Consider the following 15,992-nt stretch of genomic DNA (forward strand, 5'->3'; position numbering starts at 1 on the left):
TATTTTCCGTGATCCTGCGCCTTGAGGCTGCATGTTCGCGGAGCGCCTGATGAAAACCCTGCCCATCTTCATGGCCGTCCTCACAGCCGGCTGTTCGGCATTGCTCTGCCCGGTTTCAGTCCGGGCTGAAAGCGCTCGCGATACGCTGTCGGTTGGTCTGGCGATCGAACCACCCGGGCTGGACCCGACGCGCGGCTCCAGTGAAGCCATCGGGATGGTGACGTATGGCAATATCTATGAAGGCCTGATGCGACTGGATGAACATGGCGCGCTCAGACCACTTCTGGCACGGGACTGGGGCCTATCTCCGGACGGCCTGACTTACGATTTCACGCTGCATGATGGCGTTCATTTTCACGACGGGACAGTGCTGACCTGCGAGAGTGTGAAGTTTTCCCTGCTCCGCGCAGGCGCCTCGGGAAGCATCAATCCCCACGCCGCCGTTTTCAACCGGATTGCCGATATTTCCTGCCCCAACAGCCTGCACGTCCGGATCAGGCTCCAGCATCCCTATGGCAGCTTCCTCTATCAACTGGCCTGGAATGACGCGGCCATTCTCTCACCGGCATCCGTAGATCAGAACATCAGTCACCCAGTCGGGACCGGGCCATTCGTCTTTGATGAATGGCACCGAGGAGATCACCTGACCCTGCGTCGCAACCCGGAGTACTGGGGCAGCAAACCGGCGCTGACTTCCGTTACGTTCCGCTTCATGCCCGACCCGCTTTCCGCCAGCAACGCGCTTCTGGCGGGAGAACTCGACGTCTATCCATCCTTTCCTTCCCGCGAGCTTCTGAGCCGCTTTTCCGGAAACAGGCGGCTTGAGGTCGTCAGGGGCAGCTTTCCCTTCAAGGCGATCCTTGCCCTCAACAATGCCCGCCGCCCATTCAATGATCCGCGTGTCCGGCAGGCCATTACACAGGCCATCGACCGCAAGGCCCTGATCCAGGCCGTAGCAGAAGGCGACGCAACCCTCCTTCAGTCCCACATGGCCCCGGACGACCCGGATTACGTCTCCCTGCCCGACCGTTATCCATATGATCCGGAACATGCCCGCGCGCTTCTGAAAGAGGCGGGTGTCAGTCCCGGCACGCATCTGACCCTTACTTTCCCGCCAATCGGCTATGCCCGTGACAGCAGCGAACTTATCGCCGCCTATCTGGAACAGATCGGACTGACCGTAACGCTCCAGCCCGTAGAATGGCCGACCTGGCTGGGCCGGGTTTACGGACAGGGCCAGTTCGACATGACCGTCATTGCCCATACCGAACCGCATGACATCAACATCTATGACCGCACACCCGTCTATTTCCATTATCAGAACCCGGTTTTTCATGAGCTGCTGGAGCAGTATGAAGCCACCGCAGACACGGCCCGGCGTCATCAGCTCTCCGTCCAGATGCAGGAACAGCTCGCGACGGATGAGCCAAATGTCTTCCTATTCTCGATCCCTCGCCAGACCGTGATGGACAGACGCATCAGGGGAATATGGGCCAACCAGCCTATCGCCGGCTTCCCGGTTGCCGACGTGTTCTGGGCGCCATGACCGGAGTCATAATCCTGCGCATGATCTCCGGGCGCGTGGTGCTGCTGTTTGTCGCAAGCCTGATCATCTTTGCCGCCATGAACCTGCTGCCCGGCGATCCGGCAACCGTCATGCTCGGGCTGGATGCGAGCCCCGAGAGCATTCTCGCCCTGCATCATCAACTGGGGCTGGATACGCCCCTGCCCGCACGATATGCGCACTGGGTCAGCGGATTTCTGCATGGAGATCTGGGCCGGAGCTATATCTATGATGTTCCAGTCAGCAGCCTGATCATCGAGCGTCTGCAGAGTAGTCTTCCCCTGATCTTCCTTGCCATGTTGCTCTCCCTTGGAGCGGGTATCCCCATCGGCGTTATCGCAGCCGCAAACCGGGGAAAGGCGCTTGATCTTGGCCTGATGGGAATGCTTCAGCTTTTCAAATCCATCCCGGATTTCTGGCTGGCGATGATGATGACGTTCCTGTTTTCCTTGACCCTGCACTGGCTGCCCGCGAGCGGTTTTCCAGGCTGGGAGAACGGATTTTTTCCGGCCATCAGAGCGCTCATCCTTCCCGCCATCGCCCTGGCCATCCCGCAGGCGGCCATCACCGCCCGCTTCATGCGCTCGTCCCTGATCGAAACGTTGTCGCAGGATTTCATCCGCACGGCCCGCGCCCAGGGCTATAGCAGGCGGGATGCCCTCTGGCGCATCGCCCTGCCCAACGCACTGATCCCGGTCCTGACGCTGGCTGGCATCCAGCTGCCGGTCCTCGTGACAGGCAGTATCATCGTCGAGAGTGTCTTCAGCCTTCCCGGGTGTGGAAAACTCCTGCTGGAAGCCGTCAATCAGCGGGACATTCCCGTCGTACAGAATCTTGTCATGATGATCGTGACCGGCGTGATGGTCCTGAACGTCCTCATGGCAGCCCTTGTGAGCTGGCTGGACCCGCGCCTTGGGGAAGAACGGTCATGACGGCACGGCGGAATCATACTCTCTGGACGGGCGGCATTCTGCTTTCAGCCATCCTGTTTCCCGCAGCCGTCATTGCATTGTTGAATGGCGATCATGCTCCCGGCATCGACGTCATGCACCGCTACGCCATGCCATCCCTGTCGCATCCGCTGGGTACAGATCCATTCGGCCGCGATCTCATGGTCTATGTGCTTCTGGGCGCATTCAACAGCATGATGATCGCTGCACTGGCCGTTGCTCTCGCGACGGTTGCCGGAACGGCACTGGGGCTGATTGCCGCCGGAAATCCTGAAGCATCTCCGTCCGGATCGACCCGCATCATCATGGGAATTGCCGATCTGGGACTGGCGTTTCCACCCATCCTCATTGCCGCTTTGCTCGTCACAGCCCTCGGAGCCTCCGCATCCGGCGAAATCCTTGCCATCGCCCTGTTCGGTCTGCCCGCCCAGATCCGGATCACCCGGCAGGCCGCGCGCTCCATCCTGATCCAGGACTATACCGCCGCCTCCCGATTGGCCGGGCGCGGCACGCTCACCATCCTGCGCACGCACGTCCTGCCCAATATCCTGCCTTTGCTTACGGTACAGGCCACATCCTCACTGGCGCTGGCCCTCCTTTCCGATGCCGGACTGTCCTATCTTGGTCTCGGAGCACCCCCACCGCTCCCTGATCTGGGACGGGCTCTGGCGTCCTACCAGATCCACGTTTTCGATCATCCAATGCTGGTCGCCGTACCGGGACTGACGATCATGCTGCTCGTGCTGGGCTTCAATATTTTCGGTGATGGATTGCGGGACAGTCTGGACGCTGCGCATCAGGAGCCTGCTCCATGACCGCCTTGCTTCACGTCAGGGCGCTGGATGTTCAGAGCCCCGCGCGTCCGATCCTCCATCCGATGTCTTTCACACTTGAGCCGGGAAAAATTCTTGCCATCACGGGAAAGTCCGGTTCGGGAAAGTCAACGCTTGCCCTCACCCTGATGGGATTGCTGCCACCCGGTTTTCAGACGCGTGGACAGATCGACTTTGAAAGAACAGATCTTCTGGCGCTGTCCGAACCGGAATGGTGCCGGATCCGGGGCAGAAAACTGGGGATGGTGTTTCAGGAACCCATGACGGCGCTCAACCCGACCCGACGCATTGGTTCGCAGATCGCCGATGCGTTCCGCCTTCATACACCGCTGACCAGACCCCGGATCCATGCCGAAACACGTGTCCTGATGGAGCAGACCGGCCTGCTGGACGCGGGCGTCAGCGAGCGGGCCTATCCGCATCAGCTTTCCGGCGGCCAAAGACAGCGCGTGCTGCTAGCCATGGCGCTAGCCTGTCAGCCCAGTATTCTGATCGCAGACGAGTTCACCACAGCCCTTGATGCCCGCACCCAGTCCGCCATGATGGCGCTCGTTACCCGTTACTGCGAGACGCATGGCATGGCGGTCCTGATGATTTCCCATGATCTTGGGCTGGTCCGCCGTCATGCCGATCAGGTTCTGGTCCTCAAAGACGGGATCTGCGTCGAGCAGGGCCCGACCGCAACCGTATTCGATGCGCCTGCCCATCCGTACACACAGGCTTTGCTTGCGATGTCTCTTCATGGCGCCGCTCGCACACCGCTGACGCCCCTTCCTGTCTTCAGGGCCCCGGCATGAGCCCGATCCTTCAGGCATGCGATGTGACATACGGCAGAACGGACCGCCACGTCTTTCCGGTCATGCGGCGAGAAAGCAGCCCAATCCTGAAAGAGATCAGCCTCGATCTGTGCGCAGGCCAGACGCTTGGAATCATTGGTGCATCCGGAAGCGGAAAATCCACCCTGTGCCGCATTCTCAGCGGCCTTGTTGTGCCCGATGAAGGCCAGGTTCTGTATCAGGGTCAGGATCTCGCAACGGCTCCAGCGCAGATCCGAAAAAAAATCCGCCCCGCGATCCAGATGATCTTTCAGGACCCATACGGCGCCCTCGATCCGCGCCAGACAGTCCGTGACATCGTAGGCGAACCGCTCGATCCCGCGCCAGATCGGGACGCCCGTATTCTGGCGGCGCTCGAAGAGGTTGGCCTGTCTGCCGATATGGCTGGTCGCTACCCCAGAGCCTTTTCCGGTGGTCAGAGGCAGCGGATCGCCATCGCCCGCGCCCTGATCACACGGCCTTCCGTCATTATCGCCGATGAAGCTGTCTCGGCGCTGGACGTCTCTACACAGGCCATCGTCCTGAACCTGCTGCTGGATCTGCAAAAGCGGCATGGACTGTCGTATGTTTTCGTCAGTCACGATCTGGCCGTTATCCGGCACCTGTCGCACCATAACGCCGTCCTCGACCGAGGCCGGATCGTCGAATCCGGTCCGGCATCCGACGTTCTGAATGCCCCTACTCACGCTGTGACACGGGCGCTTCTTGAAAACACCTACTGACCCGCGAGGCGTCATGAGCAGCCTGAACCTCCTTACCGACATTCCCGGCATCCGCGTGGGCCATAGTCAGGATCTGCCCCTTCGCACGGGCGTGACAGCGGTCCTGTTCGATCGTCCTGTTATCGCTTCCGGCAGTTTCCCGGGCGGCGCACCGGCTCTGCGGGAAACCGCGCTGCTGGAACCGGAAAACATGGTCGAGCATATTCATGCGGTCGTCCTGTCAGGTGGTTCGACTTACGGGCTGGACGCGACAACCGGGGTTCAGGCCTGGCTGCGCGAGCAGTTCGACAACGCGCCTCTGCCGCCAGACACCATCCGCGTGCCCATCGTGGTGCAGGCCAGTCTTTACGACCTGCCGCAGGGTGGACAGACAACATGGGGACGCTATTCGCCTTATGCCGAATTGGGCCATCAGGCCGCAACCTGCGCCCGAAGCGGCGCTTTCGTGCTAGGCACGGCTGGCGCAGGGACAGGCGCAACAACCGCTACTCTGCGTGGAGGACTGGGTTCGGCGAGCGCGATCACACCCGCCGGGCATCGTGTGGCCGCACTGGTCGCCGTCAATGCCGTCGGAACGGCCACGATCGGCGACGGGCCACATTTCTGGAGCGCACCTTTCGAGCAGGGGAACGAATTCGGCGGTCTGGGCATGCCTGCGCATCTGAGCGCTGAGGATTTGCACCTGCGCTCCAAATGGGCTTCCGTCACTGGCACCACGATCGGCCTTATCGCCACGGACGCCACCCTCACCAAGACACAGGCCAAACGCCTCGCCATTCTGGCGCAGGACGGCGTGGCACGCGGCGTGTTTCCTGCCCATCTACCCTTGGACGGGGACGCCATGATCGGGGTCTCGACCTGCGAAAAGCCTGCTCCGATGGGTCAGGAATGGACCGAAATCCTCCATGCCGCCATGCAGGTCACGGCCCGCGCCATCGCCCGGGGTGTGTACGAGGCGTCCCCTCCTCCCGATGGCGCCGCACTCCCGACATGGCACGAACGTTTCGGATCCAAAGATACGCCATAAAAATGATCTGACCCACATTTCATATATTTTACTCAGGATCGTATATGATTATAGGACTCAGACCGAGTGTCGTGTCCGAGGCTGAGTCCATGTCAACTTTTGTGCCGTCCTATCCCGTCCGCTCCTCCCTTCGTCAGGCCATCGCCGCAGACATGCGCAGGCCCGAAGCAGAGTGCATCCTTCCCCTGATCGAACAGGCCACGCTGACCGAAACGGAACAGCAGAACACGTTTGACGTCGCCCGCCATCTGACCCGCTCCTTACGCACGCAGCGCCGTCCGAGCGGCGTCGAAGCGCTCGTGCAGGAATTCTCGCTGTCCTCCGCCGAGGGCGTCTCCCTGATGTGTCTGGCCGAGGCACTCCTGCGTATTCCGGATGCCGCGACCCGCGACGCCCTGATCCGCGACCGGATCGGCACAGGCGACTGGCTGTCCCATATCGGCGGCAAAAAATCCGTTTTCGTGAATGCAGCTTCCTGGGGGCTGATGCTGACGGGCAAGCTGACCAACGACACGGATGAAGGCCTCGCCGCCGCGCTGTTCCGTCTCGTCGGACGTGGCGGGCAGCCGCTGGTCCGCCGTGCGCTCGACATCGCCATGCGCATGATGGGCGAGCAGTTCGTCATCGGCGAAACCATTGAGGAAGCCCGCAAGGTCAGCAAGGAGCCTGAGGACCGCGGCTTCAAATATTCCTACGACATGCTCGGCGAAGCGGCGATGACGGAAGCCGACGCGCTGCGCTACCGCCGCGACTATGAGCGCGCGATTGACGTGATCGGTCAGACCGCACGTGGCGCGAATGTGTATGAAAAGGCCGGGATTTCCATCAAGCTCTCGGCCCTGCATCCGCGCTATGCCTTCGCCCAGCGCGAGCGTGTGCTGAAAGAACTCGGCCAGACGCTGAAAGACCTCGTCATTCAGGCCCGCCGCTATGACATCGGCATCAATATCGACGCCGAAGAAAGCGAACGTCTGGACCTCTCGCTCGACCTGATCGAAGATTTGTGCCACTGCCCGGAACTGGACGGCTGGAATGGCATCGGGATCGTCGTGCAGGCCTATGGCCGCCGGGCGCCGAAAGTTCTCGACTATCTGATCGACCTCGGCCGCCGCAGCGGACACCGTCTCATGATCCGTCTGGTGAAGGGCGCGTACTGGGACAGTGAAATCAAGAAAGCGCAGGTTGAAGGCCAGACGGATTTCCCGGTCTACACGCGCAAATGCTACACGGATGTCAGCTATATCGCCTGCGCGAAGAAGCTTCTGGCCGCCCGCGATGTCGTCTTCCCGCAGTTCGCGACCCATAATGCCCGCACGCTGGCCACGATCTACACGCTGGCTGGCCTGAACTTCCAGATTGGCGACTACGAGTTCCAGTGCCTGCATGGCATGGGCGAGACGCTCTATAACGAAGTCGTCGGCCCGCAGAAGCTCAACCGCCCGTGCCGGGTCTATGCCCCCGTCGGCTCGCATGAGACGCTGCTGGCCTATCTGGTGCGGCGCCTGCTGGAGAACGGCGCCAATTCGTCCTTCGTCAACCAGATCGGCGACGAGAGCCTCCCCATCGAGACATTAATTGCCGATCCGGTCGCGCTCACAAAAGCCGTCCAGCCGCCGGGCGCCTCACACCCGGCCATCGCCCTGCCGAAAGACCTGTTCGCGCCCGAACGCACCAATTCCCGCGGTCTGGACCTGACCGACGAACACACCGTCACGGCCCTGGCCGAAGCCGTCTGCGCCTCCGAAAAACAAACGCTGGAAGACCTGTCCTGCTCGGGTGAGACGCAGGAGATCCGCAGTCCGTCCAACCATTCGGACAGGATCGGCAGTGTCCGTTTCGGAACCGAAGAGGATGTCCGCAAGGCCATTGATGCCGCCGAAAACGCAGGCACAGCATGGGCGGCTCTTTCCGCCGACGCACGAAGCACAAAGCTCGATCGCGCGGCGGACCTGCTGGAAGAGCATCAGAGTGAACTGATGGCCCTTCTGGTCCGCGAAGCAGGCAAATCCTATGCCAATGCGCTCTCCGAAGTCCGCGAAGCCGTTGATTTCCTGCGGTATTACGCTGTCCAGGCCCGCGAAACGGCCCAGGCAGGCAGCAGCGCGCCGCTGGGCGTTGTCGCCTGTATCAGCCCGTGGAACTTCCCCCTCGCCATTTTCTTGGGACAGGTCTCGGTCGCACTGGCGGCTGGCAATACGGTCGTCGCAAAACCGGCTGAGGAAACACCGTTCATCGCCCTGCGCGCCGTCGCCCTTCTGCGCGAAGCCGGCGTTCCGGAAAACGCCCTCCGGCTGGTGGCGGGTGCGGGCGAAACCGGCGCGGCTCTTGTGGCCGATCCGCGGATTGCCGGCGTGATGTTCACCGGCTCCACCGCCGTGGCGGGCCTGATTGCCAGCACCCTGACCGGACGCACCGGCGCGGACGGGCAGCCCGTTCCGTTCGTGGCCGAGACCGGCGGCCAGAACGCCATGATCGTGGACAGCTCCGCCCTGACCGAACAGGTGGTCGCGGACGTTCTGGTCTCGGCCTTCGACAGTGCAGGTCAGCGCTGTTCCGCCCTGCGCGTCCTGTGCGTGCAGGAAGACTGCGCCGATCGCGTTCTGACCATGCTCCGCGGTGCCGTGGAAGAACTGCGCGTGGGCAATCCGGCGGAACTGCACACGGATGTCGGCCCGGTCATTTCGGCTGAAGCCCAATCCGGCATCCAAACCTATATCGACGCATCCCGCGCGCAGAACCGTGCCGTCTCGTCCCTTCCCCTTCCGGACACGGCATCGAACGGCACCTTCATCGCCCCGACGATCATTGAGATCGACAGTCTGGCGGACCTCAAGGGCGAAGTCTTCGGGCCGGTCCTGCATGTCCTGCGCTTTGAAGCCAGCGGCTTTGAGGCTCTGATCAATGCAATCAACCAGTCCGGCTATGGCCTGACCTTCGGTCTGCACACAAGGATCGAAAACCGCATGGCGCATGTCACCTCGCGCATCGAGGCCGGGAACCTCTACGTCAACCGCAACATGGTTGGCGCGGTTGTGGGCAGCCAGCCTTTCGGCGGCGAAAAGCTCTCGGGCACGGGACCGAAAGCCGGTGGTCCGCTGATCCTGCGTCGCCTGATGAGCACCGCCCCGGCCCATACGGACTGGGAAAACCAGGAACTGCCAGAGCCCGCCCGACTGTTCCTGTCCTGGCTGATGCGGACAAGCTTCCCGCTCTATCAGACGATTGTGGACGCCATGCAGCACGGCATGTGCGGCACCACGCGCGAACTGCCCGGCCCGGTCGGCGAGACCAACCTGTATCAGCTTCTGCCGCGTGGCGCCGTCCTGTGCATCGCCAGCGACCGCGAGACCATGCTTCGCGCCGTGGGCCTTGCCCTCAGCGGTGGAAACACGGCCTTCGTTCAGGGGCCGAATGTGGCTTCGGACTGGGTTTCCGACCTCCCCGATGCGCTTGCGCTGCATATCCGCCGCACACAGGGCGGACGTGTTGCAGGATGCCGGACGATCCTTGCGTCTCCGGAAGAAAAGCAGATGGCGGAACAGGCCCGTGCGGCCCTGTCGCGTTCGGGTATGATCGTGCAGCTCTACATGCTTGACGCGAAAAGCCCGATCCGGCCTGAATGGGTGCTTCAGGAAAAGGTCGTCAGCACGAACACGACGGCCGCGGGCGGCAATGCCAGCCTGATGACCATCGGATAACGGTCCTGTCCGGCATGGCCGTTCGCGCCGGCCATGCTAAGAGGACTGCCCCAACTGACGGACGACCCCATGCGCGCTGCCGAGCCGAAATTTACACCTGTTGATACGAAAAGCGGCTCGGCCTCGCTCGAAATCGCGGACGCCCTGCGCCGTGCCATCACGGACGGCATCCTGACCGATGGCCAGCCGATGCGACAGTCGGAGCTTGCCCGCAATTTCGGCGTCTCCACCATTCCGGTCCGCGAAGCCCTCAAACAGCTTGAGGCGGAAGGGTTGATCGCTTTCCTGCCCCATCGCGGCGCCGTGGTCACGGGACTGAGCGAGGCGGATATCCTGGAATATTCAGACATCCGCGCCTCGCTGGAAAGCATGGCGGCCGGACTGGCAATGACATCCCTCACCCGTGTCGATCTGGCGCGGATCGAGGACACGTATGAGGCCTTTGTCAGCGGAACAGGCGGCACCCAGGGGATGGAGCAGTCCGGCCGTCTGAACTGGGAGTTTCACGGCGCCATCTATGCCGCGGCACAACGCCCGAGGTTGTACGGCATGATCCACGACCTGCATTCCCGGCTCGACCGCTATATCCGCGCCCATCTGGAACTGCCGGGGCGGAAAGCCGCGACCGACGCCGAGCATTTCCAGATCCTTCAGGCCTGCCGCGCCCGCGACGGCGAGGAGCTCGGCCGCCTGACGAAGCAGCATATTCTCGAAGCCGCCTCCCTGTCGCTGGACGTCATCCGCGAGCGGACAACGCCCTGATCCTCACCGCGCCGGATTGACCGCAACCAGCGTCGCAGGTTCCCGCTCGTCATACCAGAGATGCAACGGGCCATCCGCATGGAAAAAGCCCGGGATACTGTCGATGATATGAGCGATCTGCTCCAGACACGACACCAGACGGACACGGTACAAACCTTCCATTCCGGAAGCCTCGCCCGCCCCGATCAGCCCCGCGGCCGCCATGAGAGACGCAGCCGTCCCGACTGGATCCCGGCGCAGGGTTCTGAATGACGCAAGCGCCACATCCAGAGCCTCCCTCTCGCGCGCATTTAGCCCAGCCGGTTCCACGGCCTGCCGCAGGCGGATCAGCAGACGCCCGAGAGACAGGGCGGCAAACGCACCATCGACATAGCCCTGACGGTCGATCGGAGACGCCACCAGAGACAGCCGCATCAGCAGGATGGAAACCTTCTGGATCTGCGTCCCTTCCCACACCATCCAGGACGGCACCTTCGCCGCAGGCCGGGCCGAAAGGTTCTGGAGGCTGCGGCCAAGGGAAATGACGAGCCGCGAGGCATAAAGCCGCTGATCGGCCGGCATGATCACCCGAAACACCAGAACCAGCAGCGCACACCCCATCAGGATGGCCAGCCAGGTGTTGATGAGCGTGATATCATCGGGAACCATGCTATTCGTTATCATCAGTTGCATGGCCAGAAAGACCGTGTAGCCGAACGCCCCCACTCCGTAACGCGGATGAAACTGGAGCCATACGCCCGGCAGCATGCAGGCACAGACCGACAGCCAGAGCATCGGATAACCGTCCACGCGGGGAAGTGCGGCGATATGGCACAGCCAGCAGGCCGGAACCGACAGCGCCGTTCCGATCGCCATCGGCAGACTGGCCCGTGCCGCCGAGGGTGCGGTGGACAGCAGGCTCGATGCCGCCACGACATACATGATCATCATCGGTCCGGTCGGGAAATAGGTGATGTACCAGATCATGCAGGCCAGAAAGGCGATCAGCATCCCGCGCAGCCCGTTATAGATCGCCGACATCCATTCCAGATAAGGCAGCACCCGGACGCGGACATGCGGGCCGCGCGGACTGGACAGATCCAGGACCGTCTCACGAAGCTGGAGAAGAATGTCGCGGACATTATCGACAGATGCCTGAACCGCAGGGAATGTTGCCGCCCCCTCCAGAACCTCAAGCCGCCCGAGCGACTCTTCCAGACAGGCCAGAACACCCTGCGGCCGCTCGATCCATCCGGCGCTTTCCGTCAGGACGAGAAGCTCGGTCAGCGTATCGCGGATTTCACGATGAACAGGCGCCGAGAGCAGGTTTGCCACGCCCAGATTACGCCAGTACGGATGATAGGACGCGACAAGCCCCGTCATGCGACTGACGGCAAGCCGGTATCCCCGCACCCCGGCATGAATATCGGGGTTGTCCGTCGCGGCGTATTCAATGGCAGGTCCAAGCCGTGCCAGCTGCCCCAAAAGACGCTGCCGCCCGTCATAAATTGTCTGCGGAAGGCTCCGGAAAGCCCCTTCAGTCCCCACAGGTTCCGAACCCGGACCATCCTGCGCATCGGAGCGGTTCATCAGCCCCTCATGAAACACCAGGGCATGGCGGATCGTCTCACGGAACGCCCCCGAAAGTGCGTCCATCGTTCCCTGACGCCGACGCGGCGACGTCACCATGAACACCGCCGCCGTCACCACGATCCCAAGTGCTACGTCCGACACGCGCATCATGGCGGACATGAAGATATTTTCGGGATGTGTAAACGCGGGAACGGCCACGATGATGATCGTGTAGCCTGCCAGAACCGCCGCATAGGCCCGGAAATAGCGCAGGCATGTCGCCGTCATGCAGGCCAGGCCTACGAATGCCGAAAGCACCATGAAATAGAGAACGGCGGACTGCACGAACATCGCCATGACCGCCGTGCTCAGGGCCGCGCCGATCACCGTTCCGGTCATGCGCCACACGCTCTTGGACACAAGCGCGCCCACAGTCGGGTTCGCGACGATCAGGACGGTCGTGACCGTACTCATCGGCGATTCCAGCTGGATCATGAACGCAAGGAAGAGCGCAATGCCGATGGAGAGGAACACCCTGGCCGTAAAAGCCGCCGTTGAGACAAAATTCCGCCACCGCACGCTGTTGCGGTCGAAAGAAAGAAGCTGGCGAAGAGGATTGCGCATGGCGGATCCGGAAAATCAGGAGGAAGAAAAACCGGACAGGGAAACTCTCCCTTCCATCATGCCGAGCTGGCTGCGGAGCAGTTCGGCCGCATCGTCGGGAAGCCCTTCGGTCAGCTGGGCTTCCAGTTCCGCCGCGATGCGGTGGAACTGACGGCATCGCTCGCACCCGGCTTCCGTGAGAACCAGAAGGTTGGACCGCCTGTCCTGCGGATCGGGCTCCCGCGAGATCAGGTTCTCCGCGCCTAGATGGTCCAGCACCCGCACAAGCGCCGAGCTGTCCACCCCCATGACGGACGCCAGATCGCTCTGCTTCATCCCGTTTCCCATCACCATCAGGTACGCCATGGGTCGCATGGTTGCGAGCGTCATGCCTTCGGGCCGCAGAAGACGGTCCAGTTGCGCCCGCCACAGGCTGGACAGACGCAGGACATGAAAGGTCAGTCCCATGTCATGAAAACTGCTGTCCCGAAGGATGGACGGATCATACTGGACAGCCATTTTCTGGTGACACCTCATCTGTTGACATATCAACTGATTACATGACATTATCAGAATTGAGAACAGATCAGGTTGACATTTCCGTCAGGAAGTTCAGTTTTTGATCGAAATCACCTGCCGCCCCCCCTGACCTGAAGGGGAGTCGGTGAGGTTGAGCGAGGAGCGTTGTGGACGAATTGGCGTACAGTCTGGCGTGTGGCAGTCTGGCGGTTGGCGTTGGGGTCGGTTTCTGATGCTGGCTGAAGTCAACCTGTTTGGCGTTTTCGTTGCTCCGCTTTCCATTTATGCTGTTGCGGCGGTCTTTGTGACACTGCTGCTGCGAAGCATCCTGTGGCGCACCGGTGCGCTGGGATGGTTCTGGCACGTCGCCCTCTTTGAAATAGCGCTCTATGTCTGTGTTCTCTGTCTACTCATCCTTTACGTATAGGAGGGGTCGGCAATGAACTGGACCCGCAGCGTGATCCGTGTCCTGCTGACCCTCATCGTCCTGGCCCTGGCCATCGGACTGGGGCGCACGATGTGGGACATCTATGTCCTCGCCCCCTGGACCCGTGACGGCCGTGTGCGCGTCTATGTCGTGGATGCCGCCCCTGAAGTCTCGGGCACGGTGGTCGCCGTCCCGGTCGTGGACAACCAGTTCGTTCACAAGGGCGATCCGCTCTTCGTGCTCGATCCGGTGCGCTTCCGCCTCGATATCGACGCCGCCCGCGCCCGGGTGGCCGGGGCCGAGGAAGACCTCAAGCTCCGCAGTTCCGACGCCAAGCGCCGTATGGGCCTGGGCGGCATCGTCTCGGCGGAAGAGCAAGAAGACTTCAATTCCAATGTTGAAACCCAGCGCGCCAAGGTCAACGCGGCCAAGGCCGAGCTGAACACCGCCCTGCTGAACCTGCAGCGCTCGACGGTCTATTCCCCGGTGGACGGCTACATCACCAACCTCAACCTGCGGGTGGGTGACTATGCCCATGCCGGCGTGTCGGGACTCGCGGTGATCGATGCGCACAGCTACTGGATCAACGGCTACTTCGAAGAAACCAAGATGCACGGCGTGCATGTGGGTGACGAGGCCCGGATCAAGCTGATGGGCTACAAGCAGATCATCATGGCGCATGTCGTCAGCATCGGCCGCGGCATCAACGACCAGAACGGCGTGTCCGACAAGCTGGGCCTGCCGGACGTCAATCCGATCTTCACCTGGGTGCGTCTGGCGCAGCGTATTCCGGTGCGTCTGGAGTTTGACAACGTGCCGCCGGAAATCACGCTGGCGGCCGGCATGACGGCCACGGTGACGATCGGGCGCGAGACGCCGGGTGCGCGCGGGCGTCTGACCACCTGGCTGCAGAACCACCTCTGACATGTCACGCTCTTCTTTCCCCCGGGCCGTAGCCCTTCGCAGTGTGGCTCTGGCCCTGGGCACCTGCCTGTCGCTGACAGCGTGCACGGTGGGGCCGAACTTCAAGCCGGACAAAATCAAGGTGCCCGACGCCTTCGTCGAGCAGCCCCACCCGGCCACGGCAGATGCGCTGGCGCAGTCGGCCGAGGACATGAAGGACTGGTGGGCGCAGTTCCATGACCCCATGCTCAACGAGTTGGTGGAACAGGCGATCAAGGGCAATTACGACCTGCAGATCGCCTCGCAGCACATCATCGCCGAGCGCGCCGTCCGCCGTCAGGCGCAGTCGGCCTGGTATCCGCAGCTTGATGTGGCCGCGGGTGGTGGCGATGACCGCTACTCCATCAACGTCGATAACTGGCCGATCCGTCCGGGCAATCCCGCCAACCGTCCGGAAGCCTCGGTGCTGACCTATGGTGCGCGGGCGAGCTGGGAGATCGACCTGTTCGGGCATATTTCCCGGCAGGTGGAAGAGCGCAAGCGGATCGTCGAGGAATTGATCGAGAACCGGCGTGCGGTCCTTCTTGCACTGCTGGCCGAGATGGCCACGGATTACGTGACGCTGCGCTCCGTGCAGGAGCGTCTGACCGTCACCGAACGCGCCATCGACGTGGCCGTGCGCTCGCGCGAACTGACCGAAAAGCTTTACACCCATGGTCTGGGCAACACGCTGGCCGTGGCGCAAGCCCAGACGGAAGAGCATCTCGAACGCTCGCGTCTGGCGCCACTGCACGAGCAGGAAGAGCGGCTGATGCATGCCATCGCCGTCCTTGTCGGCGACATGCCGGGCCAGCTTGAGGAAGAGCTGGAAAAGCGCCGTCCGATCCCGGCCCTGCCGCACTTCCCCGACAGCCTGCCCTCGATCGTGCTCGCCAACCGCCCCGACATCCGCGTGGCCGAAGCCGAATACGCCGCCGATACGGCGCGTGTGGGCATTGCGGTGTCGAACCTCTATCCGAAATTCATGATCCCGCTGACGTTCAACCCGAACGCGTCTGCCGCCTATCAGGCATTCCAGGCGGGCGGCATGGCGTGGAGCTTTATGATGATGGCGACGCTGCCGGTCATCCATGGCGGCCGTTACACCGCTGCGATCGCGCAGGCCCGGGCCGAGGCCGAGGGCAGCCGTCTGACCTACCGCAAGACGGTGCTGAAGGCCTTTGCGGAAGTCGAGGATGCGATGGGCGACTGGCGGCATAATGCCGAGCTGGTCGAGGAGCTGAACCAGGCTTCCGTCGATGCCGGCCTCGCCCGCGACCGCGCGCAGAAGCTGTTCACGGCCGGTCTGACCGGCTACCTGAACGTGCTGACGACCGAGCAGACCGCCCTGTCCGCCGAGGACCAGGCCGTCGTCGGCCGCCTCGCCCGCGTCCGCAACGCCGTCGCCCTTTACGTCGCCCTCGGCGCCGGATGGCAGGGCAAGGCCCTCACCGACACCAGACTCCCCGTCGAAGTCAAACAGCAGAACGCCTTCGTCCGAGCCTTTACCCGGTAAGGCAGGACACAGCATCCGCGTGAAAGCATTTGGCTTTTACTG

At 62.3% G+C, this 15,992-nt stretch carries 13 protein-coding genes; 11 read left to right on the forward strand and 2 right to left on the reverse strand.

Features of this window, described 5'->3' with window-relative positions; all coding sequences use genetic code 11:
- Positions 1-49: 49 nt before the first annotated feature.
- From ACJ2A4_RS02620 to ACJ2A4_RS02655, 8 genes are all read left to right on the forward strand, one after another.
- Positions 50-1,546: an ABC transporter substrate-binding protein gene (locus tag ACJ2A4_RS02620; RefSeq protein WP_408873502.1), complete on the forward strand. Its 1,497-nt coding sequence runs from the start codon at positions 50-52 to the stop codon at positions 1,544-1,546.
- Positions 1,543-2,496 (forward strand): ABC transporter permease, encoded by a 954-nt coding sequence (locus ACJ2A4_RS02625; protein ID WP_408873503.1) that lies wholly within the window; start codon positions 1,543-1,545, stop codon positions 2,494-2,496. Before ACJ2A4_RS02620 ends, ACJ2A4_RS02625 begins: the two co-directional genes overlap by 4 nt.
- Positions 2,493-3,329: an ABC transporter permease gene (locus ACJ2A4_RS02630; RefSeq protein WP_408873504.1), complete on the forward strand. Its 837-nt coding sequence runs from the start codon at positions 2,493-2,495 to the stop codon at positions 3,327-3,329. The genes ACJ2A4_RS02625 and ACJ2A4_RS02630 overlap by 4 nt, the downstream gene beginning before the upstream one ends.
- Complete coding sequence (locus ACJ2A4_RS02635; RefSeq protein WP_408873505.1) at positions 3,326-4,144, forward strand: ATP-binding cassette domain-containing protein; 819 nt, start codon at positions 3,326-3,328, stop codon at positions 4,142-4,144. The genes ACJ2A4_RS02630 and ACJ2A4_RS02635 overlap by 4 nt, the downstream gene beginning before the upstream one ends.
- Positions 4,141-4,905, forward strand: a complete 765-nt coding sequence (locus ACJ2A4_RS02640) for an ABC transporter ATP-binding protein (protein WP_408873506.1) — start codon at positions 4,141-4,143, stop codon at positions 4,903-4,905. Before ACJ2A4_RS02635 ends, ACJ2A4_RS02640 begins: the two co-directional genes overlap by 4 nt.
- Before the next feature lie 13 nt (positions 4,906-4,918).
- Complete coding sequence (locus tag ACJ2A4_RS02645) at positions 4,919-5,932, forward strand: P1 family peptidase (protein ID WP_408873507.1); 1,014 nt, start codon at positions 4,919-4,921, stop codon at positions 5,930-5,932.
- 89 nt (positions 5,933-6,021) lie between these two features.
- A complete protein-coding gene (gene putA, locus ACJ2A4_RS02650; RefSeq protein WP_408873508.1) occupies positions 6,022-9,630 on the forward strand; it encodes a bifunctional proline dehydrogenase/L-glutamate gamma-semialdehyde dehydrogenase PutA in 3,609 nt (1,202 codons plus the stop codon).
- Between the two features lie 69 nt (positions 9,631-9,699).
- The gene (locus tag ACJ2A4_RS02655; RefSeq protein ID WP_408873509.1) at positions 9,700-10,392 is read left to right on the forward strand and encodes a GntR family transcriptional regulator; all 693 of its coding nucleotides are present in this window, start codon (positions 9,700-9,702) and stop codon (positions 10,390-10,392) included.
- A gap of 3 nt (positions 10,393-10,395) precedes the next feature.
- On the opposite strand, the gene ACJ2A4_RS02660 is transcribed toward ACJ2A4_RS02655, so the two are convergent.
- The gene (locus ACJ2A4_RS02660; RefSeq protein WP_408873510.1) at positions 10,396-12,567 is read right to left on the reverse strand and encodes an FUSC family protein; all 2,172 of its coding nucleotides are present in this window, start codon (positions 12,565-12,567) and stop codon (positions 10,396-10,398) included.
- Between the two features lie 15 nt (positions 12,568-12,582).
- Positions 12,583-13,065 carry a MarR family winged helix-turn-helix transcriptional regulator gene (locus tag ACJ2A4_RS02665; RefSeq protein ID WP_408873511.1) on the reverse strand — a complete coding sequence of 161 codons (483 nt, stop codon included), beginning with the start codon at positions 13,063-13,065 and terminating at the stop codon, positions 12,583-12,585.
- 232 nt (positions 13,066-13,297) lie between these two features.
- Between ACJ2A4_RS02665 and ACJ2A4_RS02670 the strand changes: the two genes are divergently transcribed.
- From ACJ2A4_RS02670 to ACJ2A4_RS02680, 3 genes are read left to right on the forward strand one after another with little or no spacing between them, the layout of a single operon-like run.
- Positions 13,298-13,492, forward strand: coding sequence for a DUF1656 domain-containing protein (locus tag ACJ2A4_RS02670; RefSeq protein ID WP_062499659.1), 195 nt, complete (start codon positions 13,298-13,300; stop codon positions 13,490-13,492).
- A 12-nt stretch (positions 13,493-13,504) separates the two neighbouring features.
- Complete coding sequence (locus ACJ2A4_RS02675) at positions 13,505-14,416, forward strand: HlyD family secretion protein (protein ID WP_194260951.1); 912 nt, start codon at positions 13,505-13,507, stop codon at positions 14,414-14,416.
- A 1-nt stretch (position 14,417) separates the two neighbouring features.
- Positions 14,418-15,950, forward strand: a complete 1,533-nt coding sequence (locus ACJ2A4_RS02680) for an efflux transporter outer membrane subunit (RefSeq protein WP_408872780.1) — start codon at positions 14,418-14,420, stop codon at positions 15,948-15,950.
- Positions 15,951-15,992 lie beyond the last annotated feature (42 nt).

The organism is Gluconobacter roseus (assembly GCF_046058915.1).
Taxonomy (GTDB): Bacteria; Pseudomonadota; Alphaproteobacteria; order Acetobacterales; family Acetobacteraceae; genus Gluconobacter; species Gluconobacter roseus_A.

Excerpts from the sequence above, each read along its gene's own strand:
- ACJ2A4_RS02620 (WP_408873502.1), top strand. The coding sequence starts at position 50 with ATGAAAACCCTGCCCATCTTCATGGCCGTCCTCACAGCCGGCTGTTCG.
- ACJ2A4_RS02625 (WP_408873503.1), top strand. The coding sequence starts at position 1,543 with ATGACCGGAGTCATAATCCTGCGCATGATCTCCGGGCGCGTGGTGCTG.
- ACJ2A4_RS02630 (WP_408873504.1), top strand. The coding sequence starts at position 2,493 with ATGACGGCACGGCGGAATCATACTCTCTGGACGGGCGGCATTCTGCTT.
- ACJ2A4_RS02635 (WP_408873505.1), top strand. The coding sequence starts at position 3,326 with ATGACCGCCTTGCTTCACGTCAGGGCGCTGGATGTTCAGAGCCCCGCG.
- ACJ2A4_RS02640 (WP_408873506.1), top strand. The coding sequence starts at position 4,141 with ATGAGCCCGATCCTTCAGGCATGCGATGTGACATACGGCAGAACGGAC.
- ACJ2A4_RS02645 (WP_408873507.1), top strand. The coding sequence starts at position 4,919 with ATGAGCAGCCTGAACCTCCTTACCGACATTCCCGGCATCCGCGTGGGC.
- putA (WP_408873508.1), top strand. The coding sequence starts at position 6,022 with ATGTCAACTTTTGTGCCGTCCTATCCCGTCCGCTCCTCCCTTCGTCAG.
- ACJ2A4_RS02655 (WP_408873509.1), top strand. The coding sequence starts at position 9,700 with ATGCGCGCTGCCGAGCCGAAATTTACACCTGTTGATACGAAAAGCGGC.
- ACJ2A4_RS02660 (WP_408873510.1), bottom strand. The coding sequence starts at position 12,567 with ATGCGCAATCCTCTTCGCCAGCTTCTTTCTTTCGACCGCAACAGCGTG.
- ACJ2A4_RS02665 (WP_408873511.1), bottom strand. The coding sequence starts at position 13,065 with ATGGCTGTCCAGTATGATCCGTCCATCCTTCGGGACAGCAGTTTTCAT.
- ACJ2A4_RS02670 (WP_062499659.1), top strand. The coding sequence starts at position 13,298 with ATGCTGGCTGAAGTCAACCTGTTTGGCGTTTTCGTTGCTCCGCTTTCC.
- ACJ2A4_RS02675 (WP_194260951.1), top strand. The coding sequence starts at position 13,505 with ATGAACTGGACCCGCAGCGTGATCCGTGTCCTGCTGACCCTCATCGTC.
- ACJ2A4_RS02680 (WP_408872780.1), top strand. The coding sequence starts at position 14,418 with ATGTCACGCTCTTCTTTCCCCCGGGCCGTAGCCCTTCGCAGTGTGGCT.